Below are 15,321 nucleotides of genomic sequence, written 5' to 3' on the forward strand. Positions count from 1 at the left end.
GAGACCGCTCGATGGACAACCGCCTCGCGATCGAGATCAAGAACGGCGTCGCCGATGTTCGGCTGGTTCGCGCCGACAAGATGAATGCGCTGGACATGGAGATGTTCGAGGCGCTGGTCGCGGCCACCGAACGGCTGTCAAAGGAGAAGGGCCTGCGGGCGGTGGTGCTGTCCGGCGAGGGGCGTGCCTTCTGCGCCGGGCTCGACATGGGCCGTTTCGCGGCGATGAAGGAGTCCGGCGGCAATGGTATTCCGGGCGGCGAGAAACGCGATCTCACGGTTCGCACCCACGGCAAGGCCAATTTCGCCCAGCAGGCGGTGTGGGGCTGGCGGCAATTGCCGGTGCCGGTGATTGCTGCGGTGCATGGCGTCGCCTATGGCGGCGGCTTCCAGCTCGCGCTCGGGGCCGACATGCGCTACGTCGCGCCGGATACCAAGATGTCGATCATGGAGATCAAATGGGGGCTCGTGCCTGACATGGCCGGCACCCCGATCCTCGCAACGCTGATGCGCGACGACATTCTGCGCGAGCTGACCTACACCGGCCGGGTGTTCTCGCCGGAGGAGGGGCAGTCCTACGGCCTCGTCACGCGCATCTGCGCCGATCCGCGTGCGGCGGCGCTGGAGACCGCGCGTGAGATCGCCGGCAAGAATCCTGATGCGATCCGCGCCGCCAAGCGCATGCTGAACAATCTCTCGGTCGATCCGGGCCCGGCGCTGCTCGCGGAATCGGTCGAGCAGCAGAAGCTGATCGGCAGCCCGAACCAGCTCGAATCGGTACGCGCCAATATCGAGAAGCGCGCGCCGAAATTCACAGATTAACACGGTCCTTGCTTCATACCGTCCTTCACGGGGGGATGCGAGGCATCGCCCCCGTGTTGAAGTTGAACCGACGCCAGATCGGATAACAAGAAAATGGAAACGTCCTCTTTGTTCTGCGGCATCATCTCGGGCGATCGCCGCCGCAGCCATGCCGACATCGCCGATCGCGCGGCGCGCATCGCCAGCGGTCTGGCGCAGCTCGGCGTGGGCCAGGGCGACTGCGTCTGCATCCTCATGCGCAACGACATCGCCTTCATCGAGGCGGCCTATGGGGCGATGCGGCTCGGCGCCTATGGCGTGCCGGTGAACTGGCACTTCAAGCCGGAGGAGATCGACTACATCCTGAAGGATTCCGGGACCAAGGTGCTGATCGGCCATGCCGACCTGCTGCATCAGCTCGCCGGGCTGATACCTGCAGGTGTCACCGTTCTCAGCGTGCCCACGCCGCCGGAGATCCTGTCGGCCTATCGGATCGATGCGCATCTGCTCGCGGCCCCGGAATCGGCCATCGCGCTGGAGAGCTGGCTCGCCCAGCAAAGCCCCTATGACGGTCCGCAGGTGCCGCAGCCGCAGAACATGATCTACACGTCCGGCACGACCGGGCATCCGAAAGGCGTGCGCCGCAACGCGCCGACGGCCGAGCAGTCGCAATCCGCGGAACGGATGCGGGCCCTGATCTACGGTCTGAAGCCCGGCTCGCGCGCGCTGCTGCCGGGGCCGCTGTATCATTCGGCGCCGAATGCCTTCGGCCTGCGCGCGGGCCGGCTCGGCGGCGCGCTGGTGCTGATGCCGCGCTTCGAGCCGGAGGCGTTTCTCGACATCATCCAGGCGGAGCGGATCGATACCATCTTCATGGTGCCGACGATGTTCATCCGGCTGATGAAGCTGCCGGAGGAGGTTCGCCGCCGCTACGACATGTCGACTTTGCGCCATATCATCCATGCCGCGGCGCCGTGCCCGGCCGATGTCAAGCGCGCGATGATCGAGTGGTGGGGGCCGGTGATCTATGAGTTCTACGGATCGACCGAATCAGGCGCGGTCACCTTCGCGACCTCCGAGGACGCACTGAGGAAGCCAGGCACCGTGGGCAAGGTCTCGCCGGGGGCGGAGCTGCGCTTCGTCGGCGAGGACGGCCGCATCCTGCCGCAGGGTGAGATCGGCGAGATCTATTCGCGCATCGCCGGCAACCCGGATTTCACCTATCACAACAAGCCGGAGAAGCGCGCCGAGATCGACCGTGACGGCTTCATCACCTCGGGCGATGTCGGCTACATGGACGCCGAGGGCTACGTGTTCCTGTGCGACCGCAAGCGCGACATGGTGATCTCCGGCGGCGTCAACATCTATCCGGCCGAGATCGAGGCGGTGCTGCACGCCGTGCCGGGCGTGCATGATTGCGCGGTCTTTGGCATTCCGGATGCCGAGTTCGGCGAAGCCTTGATGGCCGTGGTGGAGCCGCAGCCCGGTCGCGTGCTTGACCCGATGGAGATCAGGACCCGGCTCAAGGCCTCGCTGGCCGATTACAAGGTGCCCAAGCACATCGAAATCCAGCACAAATTGCCGCGCGAGGATTCCGGCAAGATCTTCAAGCGGCGGTTGCGCGATCCCTATTGGGAGCGGGCAGGACGTCAGATCTGACGCAATGTTGCACGCCCCATCGCAAGAGGACGACATCAGCATCGAATAAGGCAGGCGACGCCTCTTTCTTGATCTTGCGCTGCGGTACAGATACGGCAGACTGACCCGTAAATGGGCAGCAGCTGGAGAGATCATCCATGTCGCCGCAAACCATGCCGTCCGAGGACATCCGGCCCAGTCGCGCTGCTGACGCCCAGGCCATGGAGGAGGATGCCCGCCTCCGGGACGATATCCGGCTGCTCGGCCGCATTCTCGGCGACACCGTGCGCGACCAGGAGGGCGCCGACGTCTTCGATCTCGTCGAGCGCATCCGCCAGACCTCGGTGCGCTTTCACCGCGACGAGGACCGCCAGGCCAGGCGTGAGCTGGAACAGATCCTCGACGGCATGACGATTGCTGAAACCGTGCGCATCGTGCGCGCCTTCAGCTATTTCTCGCATCTCGCCAACATCGCCGAAGATCAGAACAATATCCGCCGCATGCGCGCCAGGAGCGACGCCAATGGCGGGGCGGGCATGCTGGCGGCCACGCTCGCCCATGCCAAATCGGCCGGGTTCGAGGCCGCCGACCTGCGCAAGTTCTTCTCGACCGCGCTCGTTAGTCCCGTCCTCACCGCGCACCCGACTGAGGTGCGGCGCAAGAGCACGATGGACCGCGAGATGGAGGTGGCCATGCTGCTCGACCGCCGCGAGCGGATGCAGCTGACGCCGGACGAGCGCGAGGCCAATGACGAGGCGCTGCGCCGGGCGGTGCTGACCCTGTGGCAGACCAATTTGTTGCGCCGGACCAAGCTGACGGTGCTTGACGAGGTCACCAACGGGCTGTCGTTCTACGACTACACCTTCCTGCGCGAGGTGCCGCGCCTGTTGTGCACGCTGGAGGATCGTCTCAATGACGGCGCCGAGGTCGCGGGTGATCTCGCCTCCTTCCTGCGCATGGGCAGTTGGATCGGCGGCGACCGCGACGGCAATCCGTTCGTGACCGCGGAGGTGATGCGCGGAACGCTGAAGCTGCAATCCAGCCTAGCGCTGCATTATTACCTCGAGGAACTGCATCTGCTCGGCGGCGAACTGTCGATTGCGGCGCATCTCGCCGATGTCTCCGAGGAGCTGCGCGCGCTGGCTGAACGCTCGCCCGACACCTCACCCCACCGCAGCGGCGAGCCCTATCGTCTGGCGGTGTCCGGCATCTATGCGCGGCTGGCGGCGACGGCGAAAAAGCTCGGCATCCAGATCAGCCGGCTGCCGGTGGGGGCGGGGGCGCCCTATGACAGCGTCAAGCAGTTCCAGGACGATCTCGACGTGCTGCACCGTTCGCTGATCGCCAACAACGCCGAGGTGATCGCGCGCGGCCGGCTGCGGCTGTTGCGGCGCGCAGTGGACTGTTTCGGATTCCATCTGGCCCGGCTCGACATCCGGCAGAATTCGACGGTGCACGAGCGCACGGTGGCCGAGCTGATCGATACCGCCATGCCCGGCATGTCCTACATGGCGCTCAGCGAGGATGCGCGGGTCGGGCTTCTGGTCAGCGAGTTGCGCAATACCCGGCCGCTGGTGTCGCAGTTCGTCAAATACAGCGACGAGACGGTCGGCGAGCTCGAGCTGTTCCGGGCCGCCGCCGAGGCCCATGCCACCTTCGGCGCCGACGTGATCTCGCAATGCATCATCTCGATGTGCAAGGGCATGTCCGACATGCTCGAGGTCGCGCTGCTGCTCAAGGAAGTCGGTCTGATCGATCCGTCCGGCCGCTGCGCCGTCAACATCGTGCCGCTGTTCGAGACCATCGAGGATCTGCAGGCCTCCAGCGGCATCATGGACCGGATGCTGGCGCTGCATGATTATCGCCGCCTGGTCGACAGCCGCGGCGCCGTCCAGGAGGTCATGCTCGGCTATTCCGACAGCAACAAGGACGGCGGCTTCGTCACCTCCGGCTGGGAACTGTACAAGGCAGAGATCGGCCTCGTCGAAATCTTCGAGCGGCATGGCATCCGTCTCAGGCTGTTCCATGGCCGCGGCGGCTCGGTCGGCCGGGGCGGCGGCCCGAGCTATGACGCGATCATCGCCCAGCCCGGCGGCGCCGTGAACGGCCAGATCCGCATTACCGAGCAGGGCGAGATCATCTCCAGCAAATATTCGAATGCCGAGGTCGGTCGCAACAATCTGGAGATTCTCGCCGCTGCGACCCTGGAAGCCAGCCTGTTGCATCCGCGCCAGCCGGCGCCGAAGCGCGAATATCTCACCGCGATGGACCGGCTCTCGGAGCTCGCCTTCAAGGCCTATCGCGGCCTGGTCTATGAGACCGACGGCTTCGTCGACTATTTCTGGGCCTCGACCGTCATCAACGAGATCGCGACCTTGAACATCGGCAGCCGTCCGGCGTCGCGCAAGAAGACCCGCGCGATCGAGGACCTGCGCGCGATCCCCTGGGTGTTCTCCTGGGCGCAATGCCGGCTGATGCTGCCCGGCTGGTATGGCTTCGGCAGCGCGGTGGAGACCTGGATCGCCGAGAACCCGGAGCAGGGCATGCCGTTCCTGCGCGAGCTCTATCAGGAATGGCCGTTCTTCCGCATGCTCCTGTCCAATATGGACATGGTGCTCGCCAAGAGTTCGATCGCGATCGCCTCGCGCTATGCCGAGCTGGTGCCCGATGAGACGTTGCGTGAGAAGATCTTCGGCCGCATCCGTCGTGAATGGCATCTTGCGATCGAGACCTTGCTCGACATCATGGGGCAGGAGCGTCTGTTGCAGGGCAACCCGCTGCTGGAACGCTCGGTGCGCAACCGTTTTCCCTATCTCGATCCGCTCAACCATGTGCAGGTCGAGCTTTTGAAGGAGCATCGCGCGCAGAACCCGGATGAGCAGGTGCTGCGCGGGATCCAGCTGACGATCAACGGCATCTCGGCCGGTCTCAGAAATACGGGATGATGCGAATAGCGCGTGGCGAGTAGCGAATAGGTGTCACTATTTGCTACTCCCACTTCGCTATTCGCCTTTCTTTATTCGCTCATCAACAGATATGCGCGCCCTGCGTCTCGACATAGACCGCATAGAGCGACTGGCTCGCGGTCATGAACAGGCGATTGCGCTTCTTGCCGCCGAAGCAGACATTGGCGCAGATCTCCGGCAGCTTGATCTGGCCGATGCGGACGCCGTCCGGCGCGAAGATGTGGACGCCGTCATAGCCTTCGCCGACCCAGCCGGCGCCGACCCAGATGTTGCCGTCGATATCGACCCGCAAGCCATCGGGAAAGCCCGACTTGCCGTCCAGTGTCATGTCGATGAACGCCTTGGGGTTGGCGAGCTTGTCGCCATTGATGTCGTACTGCCAGATCACGTTCTTGGCGTTCGGATAATGCGTGATGCCGGTGTCGCAGACATAGAGCTTCTTGTAGTCCTGGCTGAAGGCGATGCCGTTCGGCTTGAACGGCTCGTCGGCGACCTTGGTGATGGCGCCCGACTGCGCGTCGACGCGGTAGACGGCCTCCTTCTGGAACGGCTGGTTGGAGCCGTTGCGGACGTTCTGGCCCTCATAGAGATTGATCGAGCCGTAGCCAGGATCGGTGAACCAGATCGACTTGTCATTGGGGTTGACGACCATGTCGTTCGGGCCGTTCAGCGGCTTGTCATTGGCCTTTTCGGCGAGAACGGTCACCGTGCCATTGTGCTCGAAGCGGACGAGGCGCGTGCGCTCGGCCGTGATCTGGCGGCCCTCATAGTCGAAGGTGTTGCCATTCGACTCGTTGGAGGGCTTGCGGAACTGCTGCGAGATGTGGCCGTCATCGTCGAGATAGCGCAGCTGACGATTGTTCGGGATGTCGCTCCAGACCAGATACTGGCCCTGTGTGTTCCAGGCCGGTCCTTCCGCCCACAGGCAGCCGGTGAACAGGCGCTTGATCGTGGTGTTGCCGACCTTGGCCTTGAAGCGCTTCTCGTCGATCACGACGATGTCGGGATCGGGATAACGCTGCGGCTCGGCCTGCGGGCCGTAGTCCCGCGCGAGCGCAGGCGAGACGGCCGCAGCGGCCGCGGCAAAGCCGGCGACGCCCTTGAGGAGCGTGCGCCGGTCGAAGCCATCGGCCCCGGTCGGCGAATCCTGCGCGATATCGTGTCGTGGATTTGTCATGGTCTCCTCCCAGTTTCTTGTTGGGAGGCGATCCTACGACGAAATCATGGCTATGCGCGGGTCGTTTAGACAAAAAACAACTTCAGATGGTGTGCACTGCAAGCGGCGTTTTTGCGCGCCGCAATGTCAGATCGGATCCCAGCCGAACACGTCCGCCGAGCGATCGAGCTTGTAGAATGACGGCTTCAGCGCCGGCATCGCGTGTTCGGCGATGGTCTGCGGCGTCCAGCCTTCGCCGCGGTGCACCGAGCGCAGCGGACGCGACTGGCCCATCAGGAAGATCTCGTTCATGCGCACCGCGAAGATCTGGCCGGTGACGTCTTTCGAGGCATCGCTCAGGAGATAGGCGACGACGGGCGCGATCTTCTCCGGCCCCATCCGCTTCATCCGCTCGACGCGCTCCTTCTCGGCCTCGGTCTCGGCCGGAATGGTGCCGATCATGCGGCTCCAGGCAAATGGCGACACGCAGTTGGAGCGGACATTGAAGCGGCCCATGTCGAGCGCGATCGACTTCGACAGGCCGACGATGCCGAGCTTGGCGGCGGCGTAATTGGCCTGGCCGAAATTGCCGATCAGGCCCGAGGTCGAGGTGAAGTGGACGAAGGAGCCGCTCTCCTGCTCGCGGAACAGCCGCGCCGCGGAGTGAGCGACGTAGAACGAGCCCATCAGATGCACCTTGATGACGGCCTCGAACGCCTCGATGCTCATCTTGTGGAAGATCATGTCGCGCAGGATGCCGGCATTGTTGACCACGCCGTCGAGCCTGCCGAAATGGTCGGTCGCGGCCTTCACGATTTTGCTGGCCGGGATGGCCTCGGACACGCTCTCGAAATTCGCAACCGCCGTGCCGCCGTGCTTCCGGATCTCCTCGACCACTTCTTCGGCCGGCGCAGCGCTGGTGCCGGAGCCGTCGGAGGCGACGCCGGGATCGTTGACCACGACCTTGGCGCCTTCGGAGGCACAGAGCAGCGCGATCTCCCGGCCAATGCCGCGGCCGGCGCCGGTGACGATGACGACTTTGTCCTGGAGCGATTTGGTCATGGTGGTTTCCTTGGCTTGATGTGTATTCTTACCTCGCCCCCGCTGCGACGGGGAGCTCGAATGTCTGGCGGCCGGGGCCTCATGGTTCGAGACGCGCCGAAGAGGCGCTCCTCACCATGAGGGTTGATATCTCTTCACGACATCAGTCCTCTTTCCGCGAAATCAGTCCTCGTCCTGAGGAGCCCGCCGAAGGCGGGTGTCTCGAAGGACGTTGGAGGCCATGCTGACCGCCACGACTGACGAGCGTTGTTACCTCTCGTTCGTGAAGATGATCGTTCCCGACGCAGCGAACATGCCGCCGACGCCGTGACACACGGAAATTTTCGCTCCCGGCACCTGTGCCGGTGCGATGCCGCGCATCTGGCGTACGCTTTCCTGCAGCGCGTACATGCCGTACATGCCCGAATGCATGTAGGACAGGCCGCCGCCATTGGTATTGAGCGGCAGCTTGCCGCCCGGCCTGGTGTGCCCGGCTGCGATGAACGGCCCGGTCTCCGCATGCGGCATGAAACCGAGATCGCCGAGGCCGAACAGCGGCAGATGCGCGAATGCGTCGTAGATCATGAGATGGTCGACGTCGGCATGGCTGATGCCAGCCTCCTTGAAGGCGAGGGGGCCTGCGACCTTGAAGGCGCGCGACGAGTTGAACGTCTCCATCTGGCTGACCATCGGCGTCTCCACGCTCTCGCCGGTGCCGAGAATGTAGACCGGCTTCTGCGGAAAATCCTTGGCGCGGTCGGCCGAGGTCAGGATCAGCGCGCCGCCGCCGTCGGTGACGAGACAGCATTGCAAGAGCCGGAACGGATAGGCGATCATGCGCGAGTTGAGCACGTCGTCGACCGTGATCGGATCCTTCATCATCGCGCGCGGATTTTTCGCGGCCCATTCGCGCTGCACGACGGCGACCATCGCGAGCTGCTCATGGGTAATGCCGTAGGTCTTCATGTAGCGCAGCACGGGGATCGGGAACATGCTGGGTGGCCCGTAGACGCCGAACGGCGCCTCGAACTGGCCCTGCAGGCTGTCCGGCGGAATCGATCGCGGCAGCTTGCCGATCATCGACCTGCCACTCTCGGCATGGGTGATCAGCACCGTCTTGCACAGCCCGGCCTCGATCGCGGCCGCGGCGTGCCGGACATGCAGCATGAAGGAGCAGCCGCCGACCGAGGTGCCGTCGACCCAGGTCGGCGTGATGCCGAGATAATGGCAGATCTGCTGCGGCGTCTCGACCGCGGTGGCGAAGCCGTCGATGTCGGACAGTTTCAGCCCGGCGTCGGCAATCGCGTTCAGCGCGGCGTCGGCATGCAACTGGATCTGCGACATCGTCGGGATGACGCCGAGTTCGGTGGTCTCGGCCGCGCCGACGACGGCAACCTGGTTTTGGCGCATCGGCTCAGCCCTTCGCTGGACGGAACAAAGGCAGGGTGATCTGCTCGTCGAGCGTCTCGAAGGTGACTTCGAGCGGCATGTCGAGTTCGAGTGCCTCGGGTGTCTGCGGGCAGCCCGTGATGTTGCTCATCATGCGCGGGCCTTCCTCCAACGCCACCACGGCGATCGCGTAGGGCGGCGTAAAGCCCGGGGCGGCCGGACGATGGTTGATCACATAGCTGTAGAGCGTGCCTTTCCCCGAGGCCTTGAACACGCTGACCTTGCGGCTGGCGCAGGCCGGACAGAACGGGCGCGGCGGGAAGTAGACGTGGGCGCAGGCGTCGCAGCGCTGCAGCCGCAGCTCGCCGGTCTTGGTGCCGTCCCAGAAATGCTGCGTCTCCGGTGTCGGCTTGGGACGTGCGCGCATCGGCTCGGCCATCCGGATCGATCCTCCCGTCAGGCGGGCTCCGTCGCCCGCTCATTTGCCGCATGTGATGCGCCATTTGGCGCAGATGCGTCAACGGTCCATCACGCCGCGCATGCGGCCCTCCGGCGAGCGCAGAGGTGCCGGGGACGGCAATTGCCGCCTGATGAAAATTGGTCTTTGATGCGGCGCGTAGGATCGGAGACGAGATGAAGCTGCGCGACATCGCCCATTCCCGGACCGGCGACAAGGGGGATACCTCTAACATCTCGGTCATCGCCTATGACGCCAAGGACTATCCGCTGCTGGTCGCGCGAGTGACGGCGGAGCGGGTCAGGGCGCACTTTGTCGGCATTGTCCAGGGCGAGGTGGTCCGCTATGAGCTGCCCAACATTGCGGCGCTGAATTTCGTGATGAGCCGGGCGCTCGGCGGCGGTGTCACCCGCTCGCTGGCGCTCGATGCGCATGGCAAATCGCTGAGTTCCGCGCTGCTCGATCTCGACATTTCGGCGGATGCCGCAGACACCCGATAGGATGCCATGACCGTTTCAAATCCGACCCTGGCCACACTCGCCGACGATCTCGCCGCCGGCCGCACCACGTCCCGCAAGCTCGTCGAGGCGTGTCTGACCCGCATCGCAGATCCTGCCGGCGAAGGCCAGCGCGCCTTCATCCATGTCGACAAGGAGGCGGCGCTTTCGGCGGCCGACGGCATGGACGCGCTGCGCAAGGCGGGGGCCGCGCCGTCGCCCTATGCCGGCATTCCCGTCTCGATCAAGGACCTGTTCGACATCAAGGGCCAGGTGACCCGCGCCGGCTCGCGCGCCCTGGAGGATTCCGCGCCGGCCGAGGCGGATGCGCCCGCGGTGGCGCGGCTGCGCCGGGCCGGCTTCGTCGTGATCGGCCGCACCAACATGACCGAGTTCGCCTATTCGGGCATCGGCATCAACCCCCATTACGGCACGCCGAAGAGCGCCTGGAAGCGCGACGTTGGCTACGTGCCCGGCGGCTCGTCGTCGGGCGCGGCGGTGTCCGTGGTCGACCGCATGGCCTATGGCGCGCTCGGCACCGACACCGGTGGCTCCTGCCGCATCCCGGCCGCCTTCAACGGCATCACAGGCTTCAAGCCGACGCAGGCGCGCGTGCCGCTCGACGGCGGCGTGCCGCTGTCGACCACGCTCGACAGCTTTGGTCCGCTCGCCAACACGGTGGCCTGCTGTGCGGTGCTGGATTCCGTGCTGGCATACGAGCCGATCCGGCCGCTCGCGCCGCGCCCGGTGAAGGGCCTGCGGCTTGCGGTGCCCACCACCGTCGTGCTCGACGAGCTCGACGTCGAAGTGGCGGAGACGTTCGAACGCGCGCTGGAGACCTTGGCGAAGCAGGGCGCGCTGATCGAGCGCATCGAATTCCCGGAATTCCTCGACGTCGGCCTCATCGGCATGAAGGGCGGCTTTGCCGCCGCCGAGAGCTATGCTTGGCACCGCTTCCTGCTCACAGCCAAGGGCGACGTCTATGATCCGCGCGTGTCGGTCCGCATCATGCGCGGCGAGGCGATCACCGTGCCCGACTACATCGAGATGCTCAACGCCCGACGCTCCCTGGTGGCGCGGGCGGCCGCGCGCATCGCGCCCTATGACGCGTTGGTGATGCCGACCACGGCGAATGCGCCGCCGAAAATCGCCGATCTCGCCGACGACCAGGCCTTCGCCCGCGAGAACATCCGGGCCCTGCGCAATTGCACCTTCATCAACATGATCGACGGCTGCGCCATCTCGCTGCCGGCGCATCGCCACGGCGACGTCCCGGTCGGCCTGATGCTGGCACAGTCCGGCGGCAATGACCGCAAGCTGCTGGAGATCGCCGCGGGGGTCGAGGGTGTGGTGCGGGGCTGAGTTCATCTGACCGACTAGCGTCGCCTCGGAACACCTTGTTCATCCGGAAACGGGTGGCGTGACAGGGGTCTGAGGGCCACATTGTGTGGATGACGAACGTACGCAAATTGACCCCGGTTCCGCCAGTCCTTGGTTCTCCGTGTATCGACGCGATTGATTGGGCCATAGTCGAACGCGACCTCGATGCGCGCGGCTGCGCCGTGTTGACGCAGCTGCTGTCGCCCGATGACTGCCGCGCGCTGGCGGCGCTCTATCCGGACGACGCGCGTTTCCGCAGCCGTGTCGTCATGGCGCGTCACGGCTTCGGGCGCGGGGAATACAAATATTTCAACTATCCGCTGCCGGATCCGATCGCGCAGCTGCGGCCGCATCTCTATGCGCAACTTGTCCCGATCGCCAATCGCTGGACTACGACGATGGGGATCGATGTGCACTATCCGGCCGAGCATGCCGACTTCCTCGCCCGCTGCCATCAAGCCGGCCAGAACAGGCCGACGCCGCTGCTGCTGCAATATGTCGAGGGCGACTACAACTGCCTGCATCAGGACCTCTATGGCGAGCACGTGTTTCCGCTGCAGGTCGCGATCCTCTTGTCCGAGCCGGGGCGCGATTTCGAGGGCGGCGAGTTCGTGCTGACCGAGCAGCGGCCGCGCATGCAGTCGCGTGCCGAGGTGGTGCCGCTGCGGCAGGGCGATGCGGTGGTGTTCGCGGTCCATAATCGTCCGGTGCAGGGCACGCGCGGCAGCTACCGCGTCACCATGCGCCATGGCGTCAGCCGGCTGCGTGCGGGACGGCGGCACACGCTCGGCGTGATCTTTCACGATGCGAAGTGAGGGGCATGACGGCTGATCTGTTCGATGGATTCGAGGGACCGGCGCGCGAGCCGCTCGCGCCCGGCGCGGCGCTATTGCGTGGCTTCGCGCGGCGACATGAGACGGAGCTGATCACCGCGATCGAGGCGATTGCCGCTCAGGCGCCGTTCCGCCGCATGGTGACGCCGGGTGGCCACCAGATGTCCGTCGCCATGACCAGTTGCGGATCGTTCGGCTGGGTGACGGATCGCAGCGGCTACCGCTACGATGCCCTCGATCCGGACAGCGGTCAGCCATGGCCGGCGATGCCGCCGCGGTTTCGAGAGCTCGCCGAGCGCGCCGCGGGTGAGGTCGGCTTTGCCGGCTTCGCGCCGGATGCCTGCCTGATCAACCGCTATGAGCCCGGCGCCAAGATGTCGCTGCATCAGGATCGCGACGAGCGCGACAATGGTGCGCCGATCGTGTCGGTGTCACTGGGCCTGCCGGCGACGTTCCTGTTCGGCGGCCTGAAACGCGCCGACAAGACGCAGCGCTACCGTTTGGCGCACGGCGATGTCGTCGTGTGGGGCGGCCCGGCGCGACTCGCCTTTCACGGCGTCGCGCCGCTCGCCGACGGCGAGCACGCGCTGCTCGGCCGCCAGCGCATCAACCTGACGTTCCGTCGCGCGCGTTGAGCGCGCTCACGGCTTCGGCGGGTGAATGAACGCCCAGGGCGAGACCTCGCTGTCGCGCGGTATCTCGATGTCGATCAGATAGGGGCCGCCATGGGCGAGCGCGGTCTCCAGTGCCGACTTGAACTGGTCGGGCGACGTGACCTTGCTGGCGGCGACGCCGAAGGATTCGGCGAGCCTGACGAAATCCGGATTGACGAGATCGGAGGCGACGACGCGGCCGTCGAAGCGCTCGCGCTGGTCGCGCCGGACATTGCCATAGGCGTTGTTGTTGAACACCAGCGTGACCACGCCGATATTATACTGCACGGCGGTCGCCAGCTCCTGCACGGCGAACATGAAGCCGCCGTCGCCGGTGATCGCCACGACCGGCCTGTCGGGATGCGCGACCTTGGCGCCGAGCGCGGTGGGGAAGCCGGCGCCGAGCGTGCCCTGATAGCCCGACGTGATGAAGGTGCGCGGCTCGTAGACCGGAAAACCGTACCAGGAGGCGAAGCCGACCTGCGACAATTCGTCAGTGACGATGGCGTCATGCGGCAGCACCGCGCGCAGCACGTTCAGATAGGCCATCTGCGGCTGCACCCTCTGGATCTCCTGCAAGCTCGCCGCGCTGGCCTCGCGAATGATTGCGCGGCGGCCCGCCGTCTTGCGATAGCCAGCCTTGCTGACTGCCGCGGCCAGTGCGGCCGTGCCGGCCTTGGCATCGGCGACGATACCGGCGTCGACGATCAGGCGCCGCATCTCGACGGGATCGATGTCGATGCGGATCGATTTCAAGCCGTCCGGCTTGAACGGCCAGCGGAACGTGGTCGGCAGCTCCATGCGGGTGCCGATGCCGATCATGAGATCCGTGGTCGGCCAGAGCTTGTAGGCCGCGGCCATGGTGAGTCCGAGCTCATGTGCGTTGGAGAGGATGCCGCGCCCGGAGCGGAAGGCGACAACCGGCGCGTCGATCATCTCGGCCAGTTCCAGGATCTCGTCGCGCGCCTCGATCGCGCCGGCACCGACGAAGATCATCGGTGCCTTCGCGCCCGCAATCAGCGCCGCCGCCTTGGCGATGCGATCGGGATCGGGCTGCGGCGGCGTGAACGGCCCCAACGGCTTTGCAGCGGATGTCTCGGCCTTTTGCGTGAACACGTCCCACGGCATTTCCAGTGCGGCAGGGCCGCGCCGTCCCGACAGCATCTCCTGGAAGGCGCGGGAGACCAGTGTCGGCGCCGAGTCCGGATATTCGATGCGCTCGGCCCATTTGACGAAGCTGCGCAGGGTGGCGAGTTGGTCCGGCATCTCGTGCAGATGGCCGCGGCCGCGGCCGAGATAGTCGGTCGGGACCTGGCCCGTGAGGCACAGCACCGGCTCGTTGCAGCCGAACGCGGTCAGCAGCGCCGCGCCGGCGTTGAGCACGCCGGGGCCCGGCACCACGCTGAACACGCCGGGCCTGCCGCTGGCGCGGGCATAGCCGAACGCCATGTAGCCGCAGGCCTGCTCATGGCGGGCGCCGACGACTTTCAACTGCGCCTGGTGGAATGCGTCGAACAGGCCGTAGACCTGCGCGCCGGGCAGGCCGAACACGGTGTCGACGCCGTGGGCGACGAGCCCGCTGACGATGGCTTCGCCGCCGGTCATGGTGGTCATGCGTAGGTCCTGTTCTCTGATCTTACAGTGCTTCGTCGACGACGCCGTTGCGCAAGGTGCCGACGCCTTCGGCAGCGATCTCGATGACGTCGCCGGGCTTGAGATAGCGCGGCGGATCGAACCGCGCACCGGCGCCGGTCGGAGTGCCCGTCACGATGACGTCACCGGGAACGAGCGTCGTGAAGGTCGAGATGTAGTTGATGAGATAGCGGAAGCCGAAGATCAGCCGCGACGTGCGGTCGTCCTGGCGCAGCTCGCCATTGACGTGCGTCGTCAGCCTGATATCGGCGATCTGGCTTTCGTCGGTGTAGGGCACGATCCACGGGCCGAGGCTGCCGGTGGAGTCGAAGTTCTTGCCTTGCGTGACGTTGAACTTGGCGTGCCGCACCCAGTCGCGGATCGTGCCTTCGTTGCACAAGGTCAGCGCGGCGATGTGATCCAGCGCCGAGGTTTCCGGAATGTGCCGGCCGGCCTTGCCGATGACCAGCACCAGCTCGCCTTCATAGTCGAGCTGCGACGAGGCGCGCGGGCGCACCAAGGGCGTCTCGTGGCCGACGAAGGAGCGCGGCGTGCGCATGAACATCGAGGGATATTTCGGCGCGTCCTGGCCGTCCTTGTACTCGGCGTTGCGGTCGGGATAGTTGACGCCGATGCAGATGGTCTTCTCGGGCACTGATATCGGCGGCTGCCAGGTGATCGCATCGAGGCCGTGATCCGGCGACAGCCCGGCTGCGGCATCGATCAGCCGGGGCAGGGCGCCGGCGGCAATTGCTTCACGCAGAGTCGGATACTCCTTGGCAAAGCGCGCCGAGAGATCGACGAGGCCGGTGTCGGTCACGAGCCCGTAGCGGACCGAGCCCTTGACGGCATAGGTGGCGAGGCGAGGGGAGGTCATGG

At 65.6% G+C, this 15,321-nt stretch carries 13 protein-coding genes; 7 read left to right on the forward strand and 6 right to left on the reverse strand.

Annotation, left to right across the window (positions count from 1 at the left end; translation table 11 throughout):
- Positions 1-11: 11 nt before the first annotated feature.
- The 3 genes from HL671_RS12395 (at position 12) to ppc (ending at position 5,383) form a co-directional block, all read left to right on the forward strand.
- Complete coding sequence (locus HL671_RS12395; protein WP_172236547.1) at positions 12-821, forward strand: crotonase/enoyl-CoA hydratase family protein; 810 nt, start codon at positions 12-14, stop codon at positions 819-821.
- Positions 822-914: 93 nt separating this feature from the next.
- Complete coding sequence (locus HL671_RS12400; RefSeq protein ID WP_172236548.1) at positions 915-2,459, forward strand: acyl-CoA synthetase; 1,545 nt, start codon at positions 915-917, stop codon at positions 2,457-2,459.
- Between the two features lie 137 nt (positions 2,460-2,596).
- The gene (ppc, locus tag HL671_RS12405; protein ID WP_172236549.1) at positions 2,597-5,383 is read left to right on the forward strand and encodes a phosphoenolpyruvate carboxylase; all 2,787 of its coding nucleotides are present in this window, start codon (positions 2,597-2,599) and stop codon (positions 5,381-5,383) included.
- Between the two features lie 82 nt (positions 5,384-5,465).
- On the opposite strand, the gene HL671_RS12410 is transcribed toward ppc, so the two are convergent.
- From HL671_RS12410 to HL671_RS12425, 4 genes are all read right to left on the reverse strand, one after another.
- The gene (locus HL671_RS12410) at positions 5,466-6,581 is read right to left on the reverse strand and encodes an SMP-30/gluconolactonase/LRE family protein (RefSeq protein ID WP_012043077.1); all 1,116 of its coding nucleotides are present in this window, start codon (positions 6,579-6,581) and stop codon (positions 5,466-5,468) included.
- A gap of 126 nt (positions 6,582-6,707) precedes the next feature.
- Positions 6,708-7,622: an SDR family oxidoreductase gene (locus HL671_RS12415; RefSeq protein ID WP_012043078.1), complete on the reverse strand. Its 915-nt coding sequence runs from the start codon at positions 7,620-7,622 to the stop codon at positions 6,708-6,710.
- Between the two features lie 249 nt (positions 7,623-7,871).
- Positions 7,872-9,011 carry a thiolase C-terminal domain-containing protein gene (locus HL671_RS12420; RefSeq protein WP_172236550.1) on the reverse strand — a complete coding sequence of 380 codons (1,140 nt, stop codon included), beginning with the start codon at positions 9,009-9,011 and terminating at the stop codon, positions 7,872-7,874.
- Positions 9,012-9,015: 4 nt separating this feature from the next.
- Positions 9,016-9,429, reverse strand: coding sequence for a Zn-ribbon domain-containing OB-fold protein (locus HL671_RS12425; protein WP_172236551.1), 414 nt, complete (start codon positions 9,427-9,429; stop codon positions 9,016-9,018).
- A 194-nt stretch (positions 9,430-9,623) separates the two neighbouring features.
- Between HL671_RS12425 and HL671_RS12430 the strand changes: the two genes are divergently transcribed.
- From HL671_RS12430 to alkB, 4 genes are all read left to right on the forward strand, one after another.
- Positions 9,624-9,947 carry an AtuA-related protein gene (locus HL671_RS12430; RefSeq protein WP_172236552.1) on the forward strand — a complete coding sequence of 108 codons (324 nt, stop codon included), beginning with the start codon at positions 9,624-9,626 and terminating at the stop codon, positions 9,945-9,947.
- Between the two features lie 6 nt (positions 9,948-9,953).
- A complete protein-coding gene (locus HL671_RS12435) occupies positions 9,954-11,306 on the forward strand; it encodes an amidase (RefSeq protein WP_172236553.1) in 1,353 nt (450 codons plus the stop codon).
- Positions 11,307-11,395: 89 nt separating this feature from the next.
- A complete protein-coding gene (locus tag HL671_RS12440; RefSeq protein WP_172236554.1) occupies positions 11,396-12,139 on the forward strand; it encodes a 2OG-Fe(II) oxygenase in 744 nt (247 codons plus the stop codon).
- A gap of 5 nt (positions 12,140-12,144) precedes the next feature.
- Positions 12,145-12,792 (forward strand): DNA oxidative demethylase AlkB, encoded by a 648-nt coding sequence (gene alkB / locus HL671_RS12445; protein ID WP_172236555.1) that lies wholly within the window; start codon positions 12,145-12,147, stop codon positions 12,790-12,792.
- Positions 12,793-12,798: 6 nt separating this feature from the next.
- Here the strand turns inward: alkB and HL671_RS12450 are convergent, their stop codons facing one another.
- Together HL671_RS12450 and HL671_RS12455 are read right to left on the reverse strand one after the other, a co-directional pair.
- Positions 12,799-14,424 carry a thiamine pyrophosphate-dependent enzyme gene (locus HL671_RS12450; RefSeq protein WP_172236556.1) on the reverse strand — a complete coding sequence of 542 codons (1,626 nt, stop codon included), beginning with the start codon at positions 14,422-14,424 and terminating at the stop codon, positions 12,799-12,801.
- 22 nt (positions 14,425-14,446) lie between these two features.
- Positions 14,447-15,319, reverse strand: a complete 873-nt coding sequence (locus HL671_RS12455) for a fumarylacetoacetate hydrolase family protein (protein WP_172236557.1) — start codon at positions 15,317-15,319, stop codon at positions 14,447-14,449.
- Between the last annotated feature and the right edge of the window lie 2 nt (positions 15,320-15,321).

The sequence above is a fragment of the Bradyrhizobium denitrificans genome (assembly GCF_013179005.1).
Classification (GTDB): domain Bacteria; phylum Pseudomonadota; class Alphaproteobacteria; order Rhizobiales; family Xanthobacteraceae; genus Bradyrhizobium; species Bradyrhizobium denitrificans.